General features: G+C 41.9%; 17 protein-coding genes. 6 read left to right on the top strand and 11 right to left on the bottom strand.

Annotated elements, in window-relative coordinates; genetic code table 11:
* Positions 1-5: 5 nt before the first annotated feature.
* From ispC to rpsB, 7 genes are all read right to left on the bottom strand, one after another.
* Positions 6-1193 carry a 1-deoxy-D-xylulose-5-phosphate reductoisomerase gene (ispC, locus tag HWQ47_RS18725; protein WP_269967578.1) on the bottom strand — a complete coding sequence of 396 codons (1188 nt, stop codon included), beginning with the start codon at positions 1191-1193 and terminating at the stop codon, positions 6-8.
* 5 nt (positions 1194-1198) lie between these two features.
* Positions 1199-2056, bottom strand: coding sequence for a phosphatidate cytidylyltransferase (locus HWQ47_RS18730; RefSeq protein ID WP_269967579.1), 858 nt, complete (start codon positions 2054-2056; stop codon positions 1199-1201).
* A gap of 16 nt (positions 2057-2072) precedes the next feature.
* Positions 2073-2867 carry a polyprenyl diphosphate synthase gene (uppS, locus tag HWQ47_RS18735; RefSeq protein ID WP_269967580.1) on the bottom strand — a complete coding sequence of 265 codons (795 nt, stop codon included), beginning with the start codon at positions 2865-2867 and terminating at the stop codon, positions 2073-2075.
* An 80-nt stretch (positions 2868-2947) separates the two neighbouring features.
* Positions 2948-3505: a ribosome recycling factor gene (gene frr / locus HWQ47_RS18740; RefSeq protein ID WP_269967581.1), complete on the bottom strand. Its 558-nt coding sequence runs from the start codon at positions 3503-3505 to the stop codon at positions 2948-2950.
* Positions 3506-3600: 95 nt separating this feature from the next.
* Positions 3601-4350, bottom strand: coding sequence for a UMP kinase (gene pyrH, locus HWQ47_RS18745; protein WP_269967582.1), 750 nt, complete (start codon positions 4348-4350; stop codon positions 3601-3603).
* 94 nt (positions 4351-4444) lie between these two features.
* Positions 4445-5293 carry a translation elongation factor Ts gene (tsf, locus tag HWQ47_RS18750; protein ID WP_269967583.1) on the bottom strand — a complete coding sequence of 283 codons (849 nt, stop codon included), beginning with the start codon at positions 5291-5293 and terminating at the stop codon, positions 4445-4447.
* Between the two features lie 108 nt (positions 5294-5401).
* A complete protein-coding gene (gene rpsB, locus HWQ47_RS18755) occupies positions 5402-6130 on the bottom strand; it encodes a 30S ribosomal protein S2 (RefSeq protein ID WP_144040216.1) in 729 nt (242 codons plus the stop codon).
* Positions 6131-6459: 329 nt separating this feature from the next.
* Between rpsB and map the strand changes: the two genes are divergently transcribed.
* The 4 genes from map to HWQ47_RS18775 all read left to right on the top strand — a co-directional run bounded on the left by map (position 6460) and on the right by HWQ47_RS18775 (position 11479).
* Positions 6460-7257, top strand: a complete 798-nt coding sequence (map, locus tag HWQ47_RS18760; protein WP_269967584.1) for a type I methionyl aminopeptidase — start codon at positions 6460-6462, stop codon at positions 7255-7257.
* Between the two features lie 88 nt (positions 7258-7345).
* Entirely contained in the window at positions 7346-9925 is a 2580-nt protein-coding gene (glnD, locus tag HWQ47_RS18765) for a bifunctional uridylyltransferase/uridylyl-removing protein GlnD (protein WP_269967585.1), read from the top strand.
* A gap of 173 nt (positions 9926-10098) precedes the next feature.
* Complete coding sequence (gene dapD / locus HWQ47_RS18770; RefSeq protein ID WP_269967586.1) at positions 10099-10923, top strand: 2,3,4,5-tetrahydropyridine-2,6-dicarboxylate N-succinyltransferase; 825 nt, start codon at positions 10099-10101, stop codon at positions 10921-10923.
* 211 nt (positions 10924-11134) lie between these two features.
* Positions 11135-11479 carry a DUF3718 domain-containing protein gene (locus HWQ47_RS18775; RefSeq protein ID WP_269967587.1) on the top strand — a complete coding sequence of 115 codons (345 nt, stop codon included), beginning with the start codon at positions 11135-11137 and terminating at the stop codon, positions 11477-11479.
* A gap of 102 nt (positions 11480-11581) precedes the next feature.
* Here the strand turns inward: HWQ47_RS18775 and purU are convergent, their stop codons facing one another.
* The 4 genes from purU to HWQ47_RS18795 all read right to left on the bottom strand — a co-directional run bounded on the left by purU (position 11582) and on the right by HWQ47_RS18795 (position 14405).
* Positions 11582-12415 (bottom strand): formyltetrahydrofolate deformylase, encoded by an 834-nt coding sequence (gene purU / locus HWQ47_RS18780; RefSeq protein WP_269967588.1) that lies wholly within the window; start codon positions 12413-12415, stop codon positions 11582-11584.
* A gap of 66 nt (positions 12416-12481) precedes the next feature.
* Complete coding sequence (locus HWQ47_RS18785; protein ID WP_269967589.1) at positions 12482-12943, bottom strand: flavodoxin; 462 nt, start codon at positions 12941-12943, stop codon at positions 12482-12484.
* 300 nt (positions 12944-13243) lie between these two features.
* Positions 13244-14065: a tRNA pseudouridine(65) synthase TruC gene (gene truC, locus HWQ47_RS18790; RefSeq protein ID WP_442802083.1), complete on the bottom strand. Its 822-nt coding sequence runs from the start codon at positions 14063-14065 to the stop codon at positions 13244-13246.
* Positions 14066-14087: 22 nt separating this feature from the next.
* Complete coding sequence (locus HWQ47_RS18795) at positions 14088-14405, bottom strand: YqcC family protein (RefSeq protein WP_269967590.1); 318 nt, start codon at positions 14403-14405, stop codon at positions 14088-14090.
* Between the two features lie 172 nt (positions 14406-14577).
* On the opposite strand from HWQ47_RS18795, the gene HWQ47_RS18800 reads away from it, so the two are divergent.
* Both HWQ47_RS18800 and HWQ47_RS18805 read left to right on the top strand, forming a co-directional pair.
* Complete coding sequence (locus HWQ47_RS18800) at positions 14578-15591, top strand: DUF3549 family protein (protein WP_269967591.1); 1014 nt, start codon at positions 14578-14580, stop codon at positions 15589-15591.
* Entirely contained in the window at positions 15588-15977 is a 390-nt protein-coding gene (locus tag HWQ47_RS18805) for a DUF3301 domain-containing protein (protein ID WP_269967592.1), read from the top strand. The genes HWQ47_RS18800 and HWQ47_RS18805 overlap by 4 nt, the downstream gene beginning before the upstream one ends.
* The last annotated feature ends 133 nt before the right edge of the window (positions 15978-16110 follow it).

Here is a 16110-nt window from a genome sequence, read left to right on the forward strand (position 1 = left end):
ATCAATTAAATTCTGTTTAGCCATTCTGTCGCATAGACACGTGTCTGTATATCTAACGCTAAAATGTCATCAATATTGTTCAGTGCTTGTTTAGGTACCTGACTTAAACAGTTTTCATTCACTTTAGCAATATCGGTAAACGTTATTTTATTATCTAAAAATGCCGCTACTGATATTTCATTAGCTGCATTTAATATTGTTGTTGCTTCCTGTCCTTGTTCACAAGCATCTATCGCTAATGCTAAACAAGGAAAACGAGTAAAGTCAGGTTCTAAGAAGCTTAACTGTCCGACTTTGAAAAAGTCTAAAGGTTCAACTCCAGAAAGAATTCTTTGTGGATAAGACATACAATGTGCAATAGGTGTTCGCATGTCCGGATTGCCCAATTGCGCAATTACCGACCCATCTCTAAACTGCACCATAGAGTGAATAACACTTTGAGGATGGACAACGACTTTAATCTGTTCGCTGCTAGCATTAAATAACCAGCGCGCTTCGATATACTCAAGCCCTTTATTCATCATACTGGCCGAATCAACAGAGATCTTACGTCCCATAGACCAATTAGGATGTTTACAGGCTTGATCAGGGGTCATTTGAGATAATGAATTTAGCTCAGAGGTCAAAAATGGACCACCAGAACCCGTTAACAAAATATGAGAAATACCGGCTTTGTCTAATTCACAAAAACCTATTTTTTGTTGCTCTGACTCAGGTAAAGCTTGAAAAATAGCATTATGTTCACTGTCTACTGGCAATACTTGAGCACCAGATTTTTTCATCTCTTCAATAAAGAGTCGGCCTGACATCACCAAAGACTCTTTATTCGCTAACAGCACTCGTTTACCGGCTTTAACAGCCGCTAATGTTGGCATGAGCCCGGCAGCCCCAACAATCGCAGCCATAACGGTATTAACACAAGTTGCGGTAACAATAGCGTGAAGCTGATCTTCACCAGTTGTTACTTCAACCTTTAAATGCGGCGGCAGACTATCTTGTAATAGTTTAGCCGCCTTAGCATCGACCATATGTGCGACTTTGGGTTGATGCTGCACACATAAAGCTAGCATCTTGTCGACATTGGTATTTGCCACTAAAGCATAGACCGAATACATCTCAGAATTTTTGGAGACCACACTAAGCGTGCTTGCACCAATTGATCCTGTCGCCCCTAATATCACCATGTTCTGCATGAAAGTTACATCCAAAATGCAATATAGATTAATGTAAATACAGGTAATGCAGCGGTTAAACTATCGATACGGTCTAACACACCGCCGTGTCCAGGCAAAATCTTACCAGAATCTTTAATCTGAGCCACACGTTTAAACATACTCTCAGACAGATCACCCACCGCAGACACCAAGGCCACAAAAAGCGTCACACAAATGACCAAACCTAGTTCCTGCTCAGGAGATACCTGCATGATAGCAAATACAATCACCATACTCATCGCCAGTCCACCCACTAAACCTTCTATGGTTTTAGCCGGACTGACATTTGGCATTAACTTGCTACGACCGAAGGCTTTACCCGCAAAATAAGCGCCGCTATCTGTCGCCCACACCACTAACATGACTAAAAAAACTAATGAGCCACCATAATAAGGATCGGCTTCAGTGCTTAAGCCCTTAAGCGCAACCAGTGCCACATAACATGGGATAAGAGTTAACTGACCAAACATTGACTTGAACATATGGCTTTTTTGCCATAATACTGCACTCTTAGGAAACGATATAACGAGCAGGAAAGCGATGATCCACCAGAAGGCTCCGATTAAAATAATCGAAAGATAGATTGGGTGAAGGTGCCCCTTAAACCACAACTCATCACTTGGCACAAACAAGTTTAATGCCACTAACAAGATGCCAATCGTTACCGTAAAGCTCCACTGTGTTATCTGGCAGCGTTTATCGATTATCTGCCCCCACTCCTTGGCAGCAATTAAAAATACTCCTATAAGAACCCAGGAGAAGTATTCAGTGGGAAGCCCAAAAACAGCCCCCAAAACCAAGGGGATTAACCATATTGCTGTTATTATTCGTTGTTTTAGCAAAACTGTCCCTCTACAATTATTTAATTTCTTGCAACGACTCTATCTGACAACCAGTCAAACCAAATCGACGTTGTCTTGAAGCAAAGGTTGCTACTGCTTGTTTAAATGCGTGTTCATCAAAATCAGGCCATAGGATGTCGGTAAACACCAGCTCAGCATACGCAGCTTGCCAGAGAATAAAATTACTTATTCTGTAATCACCACCCGTACGGATCATTAAATCAACTTCAGGCTGATTTTGCATGCTTAAATGTCGACTTAAAGCCTCTTCAGTGAACTGACTGCTGGTCATTTCACCAGATTCTACCTTTTCAGCCAATTTTCTAGCTGCTTGCATGATGTCCCAACGGCCGCCATAATTAGCCGCGATGTTGAGGATCATACCAGTATTATCTGCGGTTTTTTCTTCTGCAACTGCGATCTGTTTCTGCAACCGTTCAGAAAAACGACTAATGTCACCGATGATATTGAGTCTCACCCCATTGCTATGCAACAGTTTAATCTCTCGTTGAAGTACAGTAAAAAACAGCCCCATCAAAAGAGTGACCTCTTTATCAGGTCTACGCCAGTTCTCACTCGAAAACGCAAACAGAGTTAACGAACCAATGCCCATCTCTCTGGCAGTACTGACTGCACGTCTCACCGTTTTAACACCTGCTTTATGCCCCATAACTCTAGGCTTGCCTTTCGCCTGAGCCCAACGACCATTGCCATCCATAATGATAGCAACGTGCTTTGGAGTAGACAGTTTAACAAGTTCTGCGAGGTCATCAGCAGAAAACTCTGAACAAGATTCGGAGTCGATTGACATCTATTACAACCCTTTAAATAGACAAACGCCGTGTAGTATACCTCTACACGGCGCCTTAACTCTAGTTTCTTAGTCTGAGATTAGACTTCCATCAACTCTGCTTCTTTTGCAGCCAAAATCTCATCAATCAGTTTGATATGTGCATCGGTGAATTTCTGCACATCTTCTTCACTACGGCGTACGTCATCTTCAGTACACTCTTTATCTTTCTCTAGCCCTTTCACATCTGAATTCGCATCACGACGTACGTTACGTACCGCAATACGACCGTTTTCAGCTTCAGCGCGAACAACTTTAATTAAGTCTTTACGACGCTGTTCAGTCAGAGCAGGCAAGGGAACACGAATAGTTGACCCCGCAGACATTGGGTTAAGTCCCAAATCTGAGCTCATGATAGCCTTCTCGATAGCCTGGATCATGGTGGTGTCAAATACGTTAATAGCCAAGGTACGTGCATCTTCAATAACGACGTTACCGACTTGCTTAAGCGGTGTCATAGAGCCGTAATAAGACACTTTAATCGAATCTAACAAACTTGGGTGTGCACGACCAGTACGGACTTTAGCCATCTGTGATTTAGTCGCTTCTACGCATTTATCCATGCGCTCTTTAGCATCTTTTTTAATTTCGTTTAGCACGTTAATTGTCCTTTATGTGTCTCTGAATGCTTAATCTTCATTGAACTAAAGCGTTTGCATAGCAATAGCTTGCCTGCAAGCTTCACTCTCGATGTCTATACAACGAGGTTACTCGCTCTTGTCGACTTGATCATTGTTCCTTCATGCTCGCCCATAATAACGCGGCGTAGAGCACCAGGTTTATTCATGTTAAATACTAATATAGGCATATTATGATCTCTCGCCATCGTAAATGCAGCAAGATCCATCACTTTCAATTCTTTTTCAAGTATCTCATCGTAACCCATTTCATCGTACTTTACTGCATCTGGATTCTTAACTGGATCATCTGAGTAGACACCATCAACTTTAGTGCCTTTTAAAACCACTTCAGCTTCGATTTCGATACCGCGTAAACACGCAGCGGAGTCAGTAGTACAAAAAGGATTACCCGTTCCTGCTGCAAAGATGACCACACGACCGGATTTCAGTAAGCTAATCGCTTCCGCCCAGTTGTAATCATCACATACACCTTTAAGGGGGATTGCAGACATTAATCTTGCATTAACGTAGGCACGGTGCAAAGCATCACGCATCGCCAAACCGTTCATCACAGTTGCAAGCATACCCATGTGATCACCCACTACGCGATTCATACCAGCTTTAGCCAGTCCTTCACCACGAAATAAGTTACCACCACCGATAACCACACCTACCTGAATGCCAAGCTCAACCAGTTCTTTTATCTCCTGAGCCATACGATCCAACACCTTAGGATCTATGCCAAAACCTTCTTCACCCATAAGGGCCTCGCCACTAAGCTTAAGAAGAATACGTCGAAATGCAGGTTTAGGATTCGTGCTCATTGTTATTGTCCTGATTTATGCCGATAGGTAATTATCTGATATACGATAAAACCGCAGCGGTTGCTACGGTCTTATGGGGGCTTGAGTAAGGGGGTTAAGCCTTAGAAGCAGCGATCTGTGCAGCAACTTCTGCAGCAAAATCTTCTGATTTCTTCTCGATACCTTCGCCAACTTCTAGACGAATAAAGTTTGATACTGTAGCGCCTTTCTCTTTAAGAATTTGGCCAACAGTTTTCTTAGGCTCCATGATGTAAGCTTGACCTGTAAGCGATATCTCACCGGTAAACTTCTTCATACGGCCAACAACCATTTTCTCAGCGATCTCAGCAGGCTTGCCTTCGTTCATAGCGATTTCGATTTGAAGTGCTTGTTCTTTTTCAACGAGTTCAACTGGAACATCAGTAGGGTTGACAAACTCTGGCTTAGAAGCTGCAATGTGCATTGCAATGTGCTTAAGCGTTTCTTCGTCAGCGTCGCCAGCTACAACAACACCGATACGATCGCCGTGACGGTAAGAAGCAAGGTTAGCACCATCGATGTACTCAACGCGACGTACATTGATGTTTTCACCAATTTTAGTCACTAATGCAATACGGGTATCTTCGAACTGTGTTTTCAGATCTTCGATAGAAACTTTAGATGCAGCAGCAACCTCTAGAACAGCGTTAGCAAATCCTAGGAAGTTTGCATCTTTTGCAACGAAGTCAGTTTGACAGTTAACTTCTAAAAGTGCAGCAAAGCCTTCGCCATTCTTAATAAGAATTGTGCCTTCAGCAGCGATGTTACCTGCTTTTTTAGCAGCCTTAGCAGCACCGCTTTTACGCATATTATCAATCGCTAGCTCAATGTCACCAGCAGTTTCAGTTAATGCATTCTTACAATCCATCATGCCAGCGCCAGTGCGCTCACGAAGTTCTTTAACCTGGGCAGCAGTAATTGCCATTGTTAAATCCTCTAAAAATAATTCTTCAAATAGGAAACAGGGGCCAAAGGCCCCTGATCACCAATCAACTAGCTTGGTTAATATGGGAGATGAAAATCATCAACCTTATTATTCAGCTTCGACGAAACCGTCTTGCTCAGCTTGTACAGCTAAGTCTTGACCACGGCCAGCTTTAGCAGCAGCAGCAACAGACTCAGTGTATAAACGGATTGAACGCATTGCGTCATCGTTACCAGGAACGATGTAGTTGATACCGTCTGGAGAAGAGTTAGTATCAACAACAGCTACAACTGGGATACCCAAGTTATTGGCTTCTTTAATAGCGATATGCTCATGGTCAGCACCGATAACGAAAATAACGTCAGGTAGGCCACCCATGTTCTTGATACCACCAAGAGATTTTTCTAACTTCTCAAGCTCACGAGTACGCATAAGCGCTTCTTTCTTAGTAAGCTTGTCGAAAGTACCATCAATAGACTGACTCTCAAGATCTTTAAGACGCTTGATTGATTGACGAACTGTTTTCCAGTTTGTCAACATACCGCCTAACCAGCGGTGATCAACGTAGTACTGATCACAAGAGATAGCAGACTCTTTGATAGCTTCGCTTGCAGCACGCTTAGTACCAACAAAAAGAACTTTACCTTTCTTTGATGCAACATTGCTAATAAAAGCAAGTGCTTCATTGAACATAGGCACAGTGTGCTCTAGGTTGATGATGTGAACACCATTACGAGCACCAAAGATGAATGGCTTCATTTTTGGGTTCCAGTAACGAGTCTGGTGACCGAAGTGAACACCGGCTTGTAGCATGTCGCGCATTGAAACTGTAGTCATTTTAATACCTTAAATAATTAGGGGTTAGACCTCCACGTATCCCATATCTCCGACCTATATAAAGGCACCCCGGAGAATGTGTCGACACGTGTGTGATTTAGTATTTACAATTAGCCATGTATAATGGCAGTAATGTTTAATTCTACACTTCATGACATACTGCTAAAATCCTAATACAGAACGATTAGAGTTTGTTGCTTTTGCCAATAATTGAGGTGACAGAGTCAAACATAACGGCGCGCTTTATACCATATTGGGATTACAAACACAAATTTTTGCTGTAAATTACCCCCTGAATTCGTCATTAAAAAAACCCGAGAGATAGCTTAATGAGTATAGTAATAAAGACTGCTGAAGAGATTGAAAAGATGCGCGCTGCGGGTAAACTTGCCGCAGAAGTACTTGAGATGGTAGCCCCTTTTGTAAAGATGGGAGTGACGACGAATGAACTCAATGAACTCTGTGCAAAATTTACTGAAGAAAATGGTGCAATCTCAGCTCCTCTCGATTACCACGGTTTTCCAAAATCCATCTGTACGTCAGTCAATGACGTTATCTGTCACGGTATCCCAAATGATCGCCCCCTTAAAGATGGCGATATTGTTAACTTAGACATTACGGTTATCAAAGATGGATTTCATGGTGACACATCAAAAATGTTCCTTATTGGTGATGTAAGTCCTAAAGATATGCGTTTGTGCCGCGTCGCTCAAGAGAGTCTTTACGCCAGCATCAAAAAGGTTCGACCAGGCATGAAGCTCGGCGAGATTGGTACCATTGTAGAAAAATTCATTAAGACCAAAAAAACGGGTCTTGAAAAATACAGTATCGTAAAAGACTACTGTGGTCATGGTATAGGTGCTGGCTTTCATGAAGAGCCGCAAGTCATGCACTACAAAAATAGTGATAAAACAGTTTTACGTTCAGGCATGTGTTTTACCATAGAGCCGATGATCAACGCTGGTCGTCATACCTGTATCTTAGATAAAGAAGATAACTGGACTGTCACCACATCAGATGGTAAAAAATCTGCTCAATGGGAACACACATTATTAGTGACTAAAACGGGAGTCGAAATATTAACCCTTCGTGCTGAAGAGGATTTCCCTAGAATCATTAATCACTAAATCTAAGATAGATAATTTTATTATCGGTTTACTCTATAGCCTTTGCATTAGAATAAATCGGTAATATTTAGCTTGTTCAAGGGAATCGATGACCACTTCACCAGCGCTACTCGCCAAAGCCGCACTACTCGAACAAAACAACGAATTACTCTCCCAATTTCGCCTTCAGGGTGATATCAAGCAATTAGTCGCTCAGCGCGGTAATTTTGTCGATCAACTATTACAGCACCAATGGCATGCCCAAAAACTTGACCGCTACCCCATCGCACTTATCGCTGTTGGGGGTTATGGCAGAGCCGAGCTACATCCCCAATCTGATATCGATCTTTTATTTCTCATCGACGCAGAGTTAAGCCTTGCTGCAGAAAAAGCATTGAGTGGCTATATTGCTTTCTTATGGGACGCGGGGTTAGAAGTGGGTCACAGTGTTCGCAGTATTGAACAAACAATCGAACTGGGAAAGAGTGACGTCACCATCGCCACCAATCTGATCGAGTCAAGGCTTTTAGCCGGACCTAAAACCTTATACCAAGCTCTTTATGCCAGTATCAGAAATGATGATTTTTGGCCCCCAAGTAAATTCTATATTGCCAAACGTGACGAGCAGTTTGCTCGCCATGCTAAAGCGAGTGCCTTTGATCTAGAACCCAACCTTAAAACTTGTCCAGGGGGATTAAGAGATATTCACACGGTAGCTTGGGTTGCTATGCGCTATTTCGATGCATCCAAAACGGCAGATCTCGTCGGACATGGATTTTTAGAACCTGATGAACTCGATGAACTGCTTGAATGTCAGTCGTTTTTATGGGAGCTCAGGTTTGCACTGCACATTATTTCAGGCAGAGATGAAAACCGTTTATTGTTCGACCTTCAACGTCAGGTAGCCGATCTATTAGGCTATGAGGACTCGACTCAATTAGGCGTTGAACAGATGATGAAACGTTACTATCGCACTGTCAGGCGGGTAATGGAGCTTAACCAGATGCTGCTTCAACTGTTCAAACGAGCGACACTTGGCCACACCAAGGCACTTGAAATAAAGCCCATCAATCAAAACTATCAACTCCGAGGATGTTTTATTGAAAGCTTAAACGAACACTTGTTTGACAATCCTGCTGAGATTGTAAATCTGTTTCTTTATGCCGCTAAGAACTCTAACATTAAAGGGATTTACGCCCCAACGCTCAGAAGTTTAAGAAAAGCGAGACGTTCACAAACTCAACCTTTGATGAACCACCCTGCCTGCCGGGTCATTTTTACAGCTATACTGCGCCATCCCAGAGGGATCGCTTCACTTTCGCTGATGCATAAACATGGGGTTTTATCCGCTTATCTTCCCGCTTGGCGAGAGATTGAAGGTCAAATGCAGTTCGATCTTTTCCACGCTTACACTGTTGATGAACACACCCACAGATTATTGCAAAATATTGATCGTTTCTCTCAGCCGGAGCAAAGAGAGGAGTTTCCTTTAGGCTCTGTACTCATCAACCAACTGCCCAAAAAAGAGTTATTGGTGCTCGCAGCGCTTTTTCATGACATTGGAAAAGGACGTGGCGGCGATCACAGTAAACTGGGGGCCGTCGATGCCTTAGCCTTCTGTAAACTGCACGATCTCAGCGATCATGACGGTCGATTGGTCAGTTGGTTAGTTGAGAACCATTTAGTCATGTCAGTAACTGCTCAACGACGTGATATCTCCGATCCCGACGTCGTCGGAGAGTTTGCCGATAAAGTGCGTGACGCCGTGCATTTAAGTTATCTTTACTGTCTGACCGTGGCGGATATATGTGCCACCAACGAAAAAACTTGGAACAACTGGAAAGGTTCCCTACTACGCGAACTCTACTTCTCAACCCAAAGAGTGCTCGCTCGTGGCAAAGAGAAACCTGTTGATATTCGTGCCAGAGTGCGTGAGCACCAAGCCAAGGCAAAAAAAGAGCTACTCAGGCGCGGTGTTAAAGAGAAAAGTTTAGATGCTCTTTGGCAACGATTTAAAGCTGACTATTTTTTAAAACACCAAGCGAACCAAATAGCCTGGCACTGTGATGCGATCTTAAAACATAAGCAAGCAGAGCCTTTAGTACTTATCTCAAAGCACACGACCCGAGGTGGTACAGAACTATTTATCTATGGTAAAGATAAACCTAAACTGTTTGCGACTGTGATGGCAGTATTGGACAATAAAAACATCAATGTCCATGAAGCTAGTGTCATGGCATCAAAAGACGGTTATGTACTGGATTCATTCGTTATTCTTGAACAAGATGGCAGTTCAGTATCTCAGACATCACGTATTCAAAGCCTCCGAAAAGCGCTGGTGAAAGCCTTAAGCAGTGATACGGCTAAGTTGCCTAAATTTAAGAAGCTACCACGGCAAATGAAGCCCTTTAGGGTGCGCACTCAGGTAAGCTTTTTGCCTTCACGTCGTAGCAGTACAAGTATGATGGAACTGATCACTTTAGATAGCCCAGGGTTACTCGCCAAAGTTGGTGATATCTTATACCGCTGTAAAATAAGGCTACTCACCGCAAAAATAACGACCATAGGCGAACGAGCAGAAGATTTTTTTATGCTCCAAAATGCCGATGGCGAAGAGCTCAACCTTGAACAGAAACAATTATTACAAGAAAGTCTAGTCAACGCTTTTACAAAGCAAGTCATGACTTAATTGGAAAATAAAACAGTTAATATTTTACCAATGAAAAGTGAGCGAAGTGTTAGATAGCATTAATTATGCTAAATCATTCTTTTATATTTCTTCTTACCAAAGTAATTTTGTACCACTTGAGTATATAATCATTTCCAACGAAATTTAATCAATTACATAACCGGGAGACATTGATGGAGGCTTTACGCCAACGCATAGAAGCAGCTTTTGAAGCGCGTGCAGAAATTAGTCCTAATACAGTTGAGCCAAGTTTACGTGCTGATATAGAGCAGGTTATCAACATGCTCGACACTGGTGAAGCTAGAGTTGCTGAAAAAATTGATGGGCAATGGCATGTCCACCAGTGGCTGAAAAAAGCGGTATTGCTCTCATTCCGTATCTTCGATAATGCTGTTATCGACGGTGCTGAAACTAAGTACTTTGATAAAGTGCCGATGAAGTTTGCCGATTACGATGAAGCTCGCTTCAGAAAGGAAGCTATCCGAGTCGTACCACCAGCAGCCGTTCGCAAAGGCTCCTTTATCGGTAAGAACACCGTTTTAATGCCGTCATACGTTAACCTTGGCGCTTATGTAGATGAAGGTACTATGGTCGATACATGGGCGACTGTGGGTTCATGTGCGCAGATCGGTAAGAATGTACACCTTTCTGGTGGTGTCGGTATCGGTGGTGTTTTAGAGCCATTGCAAGCTGGCCCAACTATTATCGAAGATAACTGCTTTATCGGTGCTCGTTCTGAAGTAGTTGAAGGCGTGATTGTTGAAGAAGGCAGCGTAATTTCAATGGGCGTTTATCTGGGTCAAAGTACGCGTATCTATGATCGCGAAACAGGTGAAGTCCATTACGGACGAGTGCCTGCTGGCTCAGTCGTTGTTTCTGGTACTCTACCTTCAAAATGTGGCAACTATAATCTTTACGCTGCAATTATTGTGAAAAAGGTCGATGCTAAGACTCGTGGTAAAGTCGGTATCAATGAACTATTAAGAATTGTCGATTAACCCTTAATTCAGTAGAATGAAAAAAACTTCCACTCAAATAAGTGGGAGTTTTTTATGTTTTCTCTTTTAAAAACACAAATTTTTACACCGTGAAACACTCTGTTCCTACCACCACATCTTGATACACTTGACTACAAATAACTTACAGCTTTCCTAGCAAAAACAGTCTTAAATCTAACCAACCTCGAAGAAAAGACACTAGGAGCTACCCATGAAAAAACGACTAATCATTGCAACCCTGATCTTAACCCCACTTGCCTTTAATGTGACAGCAGCTATGCATCCACAACTCGAAAAGACACTTGTCGACGTGTGTAAAGCGGGGGCCAGTAACAGCGTGTACAAATTGCGTGACACCGTAAAAAGTTACCGTATCAATGAGCAACGAATCTACCCGCGTTTAATCTGTAACGGTGAGACTTTTCATCAATTTGTGCTCAGTCAAGGTGCAGACAAAACCGCAAAGCATATTGGCCGATATATGAGAGGAACGGTAACGATTAAAGATTTAGTCATGAGTAATAGCTCAGATGGCATCTTAGCGGTGACCTATTGATAAAATATTATATTTAATACATCAAACCGAGTTATAACGTATAAATAAAAGAGCCATTAAGGCTCTTTTATTTATCATTCTCATTGGAATACTTTAGGTAAGCTAAAACACGACGGTTTTATTGCCGTAGACGATCACTTCTTCGTGGATAACTAATTGTAAAGCTTTGCTAAGTACACTCTTCTCAACATCTCGTCCATTCCTAGCTAAGTCATCTGCACTATAACTATGGTCAACGTGAATGACATCCTGTTTGATAATAGGGCCTTCATCCAAACAGTTATTCACAAAATGAGCTGTAGCACCAATAATCTTTACGCCTCGCTCCCAAGCTTGACGATAAGGTGATGCTCCAATAAACGCAGGCAAAAAAGAGTGATGAATATTAATGATACGATTAGGAAATAGTTCAACAAACTCCGGCGTCAATATACGCATAAACTTGGCTAAAACCAGATAGTCAGCTTGATACTCCTCAATCACAGTCACCATTTTTTTCTCATGTTCGACGCGCGAGCATCCCTCATGAGAAATATAATGAAATGGAATATCAAACTTTTCAGCCAAGAGCGCTAAGTTCTGATAATTTCCCACTATCGCTGCGATATCAACATCTAACCCACCATAGTAAGCTTTCATCAAAATATCACCTAGACAGTGGGCCTCTTTGGTAACCAAGATAACAATGCGTTTTCTTCCCGAACTAACCAGCTTAATATGACTAGTTAATGGTAATATATTCTCAAGGTCATTTAAGATTAACTCATCGTTAAACTCCCCCTCTAATTCGGTTCGCATAAAGAAGCGCCCATGTGAATTATCAACAAACTCACTGTTTTTAATAATATTGAGTTTATGGTTAAAGCACACACTTGTTATTTTAGTGATCAAACCCTGAGCATCAGCGCAGTCTGTGATCAACACTTTACGTTCCATATTCTTTCAACTCCAAAGCCAAAAAATAAAATTAACCTTTAATTAGACCTGTGCTTTTAAATTAGGCTAAGGGGCTTCGGTATCGATCTGTTTATTCCAGATCTGCAACCATGCTTTGGCTGCAAGCTCTGGCTCCATCGTTTCACCGGCGTCTATCTTCAACAGTCGACCGACACGGTGAGCACCCAGCTCAGTCAACAATTCATCAAACTGTATTCCAGCTCGACAAAAGGTATCGTAACTTGAGTCTCCTAATGCGATGACACCGTATTGTAAATTAGGCAGATAAGGAGCTTGTGATTTAAGCATCTCAAACCAAGGAAGAATATCATCAGGGATATCCCCCTGGCCTGTGGTTGAACACACAATTAATAGCACCTCATGCTGAGGCGGAAGGAAGCTTGTAAGCTCATCGCTTTGAAATAGTTTAACTTGTTTACCTATTTCTTGAATATCATCTCTTAACGTTTCGGCGACAAATTGTGCATTGCCATACACAGTTCCAAAAATCAGATTCACTTTTCTCATGTTATACATCGCCCTGAGATCAATTTAGCTTTATAATTAAACAATACTTTATTGATAGCTTCATGCCAACTTACTTTGCTTGAAACTTCAAGGATATAACTCGATGCGCCACTCAAGTCGACAGAAGCACCTTAAACACCTTCATCGATCCGCACATATCAGACGTATGTGTTATTTCAGAACTGTCCATTATGCCGATGAACACAACTCGCAACCTCCAACTGCAGAAAATCAAATAACACCATTAGAGGTTAAGAGCGATGATAATCATACAAAATAATTAAACTAACAAACGAAACATCAAGCAATAAAAGATGGCGGCTCTGCAGCCAACATATCCTCATTCCAACCGAAAGCATCAAATAAAGAAAACCACTCTTGTTCTAACTCTGTCTCAACCGTCATTCTTTCTCCCGTTTTGGGATGAACAAAAGAGAGACTTTTTGCAATTAACCAAAGTCGATTTACCGCAAAGTGTTCCCTAAAAAATTTATTCTGTTTACCGTCACCATGAGTTGTATCACCCACTATAGGATGTCTGAGATGAGCCATGTGACGTCTTAGTTGGTGTTTACGGCCTGTATGCGGTGAGAGCTTTATCATGGCGTAACGGCTGCTTGCATATCGACCCGACGAATAGGGGATCTCAGCATTCAATAAAGGCTGGTAACTGGTGACTGCATCTTGAGCTGCTTTATTTGGATCAACATCTTTATCGCCATGATCATCTAGTTCAACCCTCAATGCATAATCTAATGTGCCCGCTTCATGCATATTGCCTCTAACAATTGCTAAATATTGTTTTTCGACTGTTTTAGCAGAAAACTGCTCACATAAATTATTTGCCATCTCACTGCTTTTTGCGAATAGCAGTACACCTGATGTCGGCCTGTCTAGACGATGAACGGGAAAAACATGACAGCCCACTTTATCTCGAGTCAACTGCATAGCAAAGAAACGCTCTCGCCTTGCCAGGTATGATCTGTGTACCAGAAGTCCTGCAGGTTTATGAATAACGACGATATCGTCATCTTCAAATAGTATCTCAATTTCTGGGGGCACTTCATCCATTAGCCCTTCGTTGAGGGCTAACTCATCAAACGCTTCAGATGAGTTGTGCATATTATCTTGGTCTAGCTGATTATCATTGTTCACTGAGTAAATTATCCAAATCATCAAAAATCATAATTAATGGCTGTAAATGGGACTGAGTATTCCATGCATGGTGTGCCATAGGGGCGATAGAGATACTTGAGGGAAGCGGGCTCTTCGATATAATCAATTGATCCATCTTGGGAATAAAAATATATTGTACCCAGTTCTCAAATGACATCACCTCACAACTAAATGGAGATGTGTTAGCCATAGCTTCTTGAGAGGGGGTCTCTTTTGACCACAAACCATGAATTTTTAGAGCATTCTCTAACTGACGCAACTTCTCAATTGTTTTTACATATAGCATGCTGTTATTCCTATTTTGTAGCGCAGCTCCTTAGAATGAGCACTCACACTTCAAAAAGATAAATGCCACCTAAATCAGCCCTTCATATTTGCCACACAATAATATCATCTCAACTCACTTCTCCCTATAATAGCCCTACTAAAAAGCAGATCATCAATGTTACGGCAGGAAAATGACCGAAATAACAACCTTAACTCAGTTCTTATCAACTGCGAATACTCAATTTCAAGTCTATGATATGGGAAGAAGAGTACAACATATTGATATGCCAATATTTAAGCAGATTGAAGAGCTCACGACACCTTATCCATCCCCTATTTTAGGGCACGCTCAATTTGCTATCGTTTTTTGGGATGCAAGCCAACAACATTATATCTGGTTTCTAAAGTTGCCTTTAGATGAGCGAGGTTTACTGTCACCGGCTCCCAGAACGCAATTTATTAACATGATTATTGAGGCATTAGGTCGCGATCCTGCACAAGTACTCTCTGAAGAACAACAGCAGAGACTAGCCAATCATCCATTTTCATTTAAACCAACATCAGAGAAACTTGCTCTTTTTAATGCTCTGGTAAAAAAGCAGCTTGAGCAAAAAGTCTCTTCTCAGTATGAATTTGCTTATCAATACCTTTCTAGGCAAGTGAAACCTGAGAGCTGGCAAGAGGTTGGACTGCAAGGGATCGCTGATATCTGTGTGCGCACTAACGAACTCGATCACCTTAAGATTCTGATTAATAGCTTTGACTATGCGAGTACTGAAGTGCAAGTAGCTGTATGCCAATGTCTCGAACATTTAGTTATCGATGAACAGTTGGCCGACACTATACTGAAAAAGCTATTCATTGCAGATAATAAATTGAAACCTTATTATCTGCGGGCTCTTGCCTCAGATGAAGCGATATCTATAAAAGGGATATCTCACCTTGCAGAGCTCAACTTGCTCGATAGCAATGCGCTTATCACCATAGCCGCTCGTAACTGGGCAGCCTTGAAAGATGAGCAAATTCGAAGTGTATTCTTAGAAGCTCTTGCTACACAAGAGCAACACTTCTTTAATCAAATTTTTGCTGATATTGTAGCAATACCAGCATTGCGAACTCAGTTACTATCAGATCTTCGCAACCCTGATAGAAGTGAAATACTGTCAACCGCTATAGGTGGATTATTTAAGGTGACAAAAGCATGATGACCGATTTTTTATTATTTGCAGCAGTTATCGTCATTGCCGCATTTTTTTGGCAACTTCGTCAGATGGCTGAATTAAGCCGTGTGTTTGCCAACAGAGAGTGTCAAAAACAAAAAGTGCAACTGTTAGCCATTGCGATGGAGTCCGCCAGACCCAGTATAGGTGGCAGTAGCGGCTTAACTTGGAGAGCGAAGTACCTTCTTGAATTTAGTACCGACGGGATCAATCAGTACCAAGCACATATTTGGATGCAAGGAAAAACTGTTCAAAAAGTTCAATGGCCTATTTTTCCTGAGCCAGAATGGCTTGAAGCGCCTGAAGCAAGGGGATCTGTTGGTGGTAGTTGTGGTGCTCGTGGGAGTTGTAACAGTGGTAAATGTAAATAAAGGTTTTCGCTAAATTTGACGGCATAAACCAACAAAAAACCAATAAAGAAAAAGCGCGTCTCCAGTAGAGTCGCGCCCTTTATCTCTTTTGTTAAGCAATCCTGCTATTTATTATGCTCCCTGCACCATCCAT

Source organism: Shewanella sp. MTB7, assembly GCF_027571385.1.
Classification (GTDB): domain Bacteria; phylum Pseudomonadota; class Gammaproteobacteria; order Enterobacterales; family Shewanellaceae; genus Shewanella.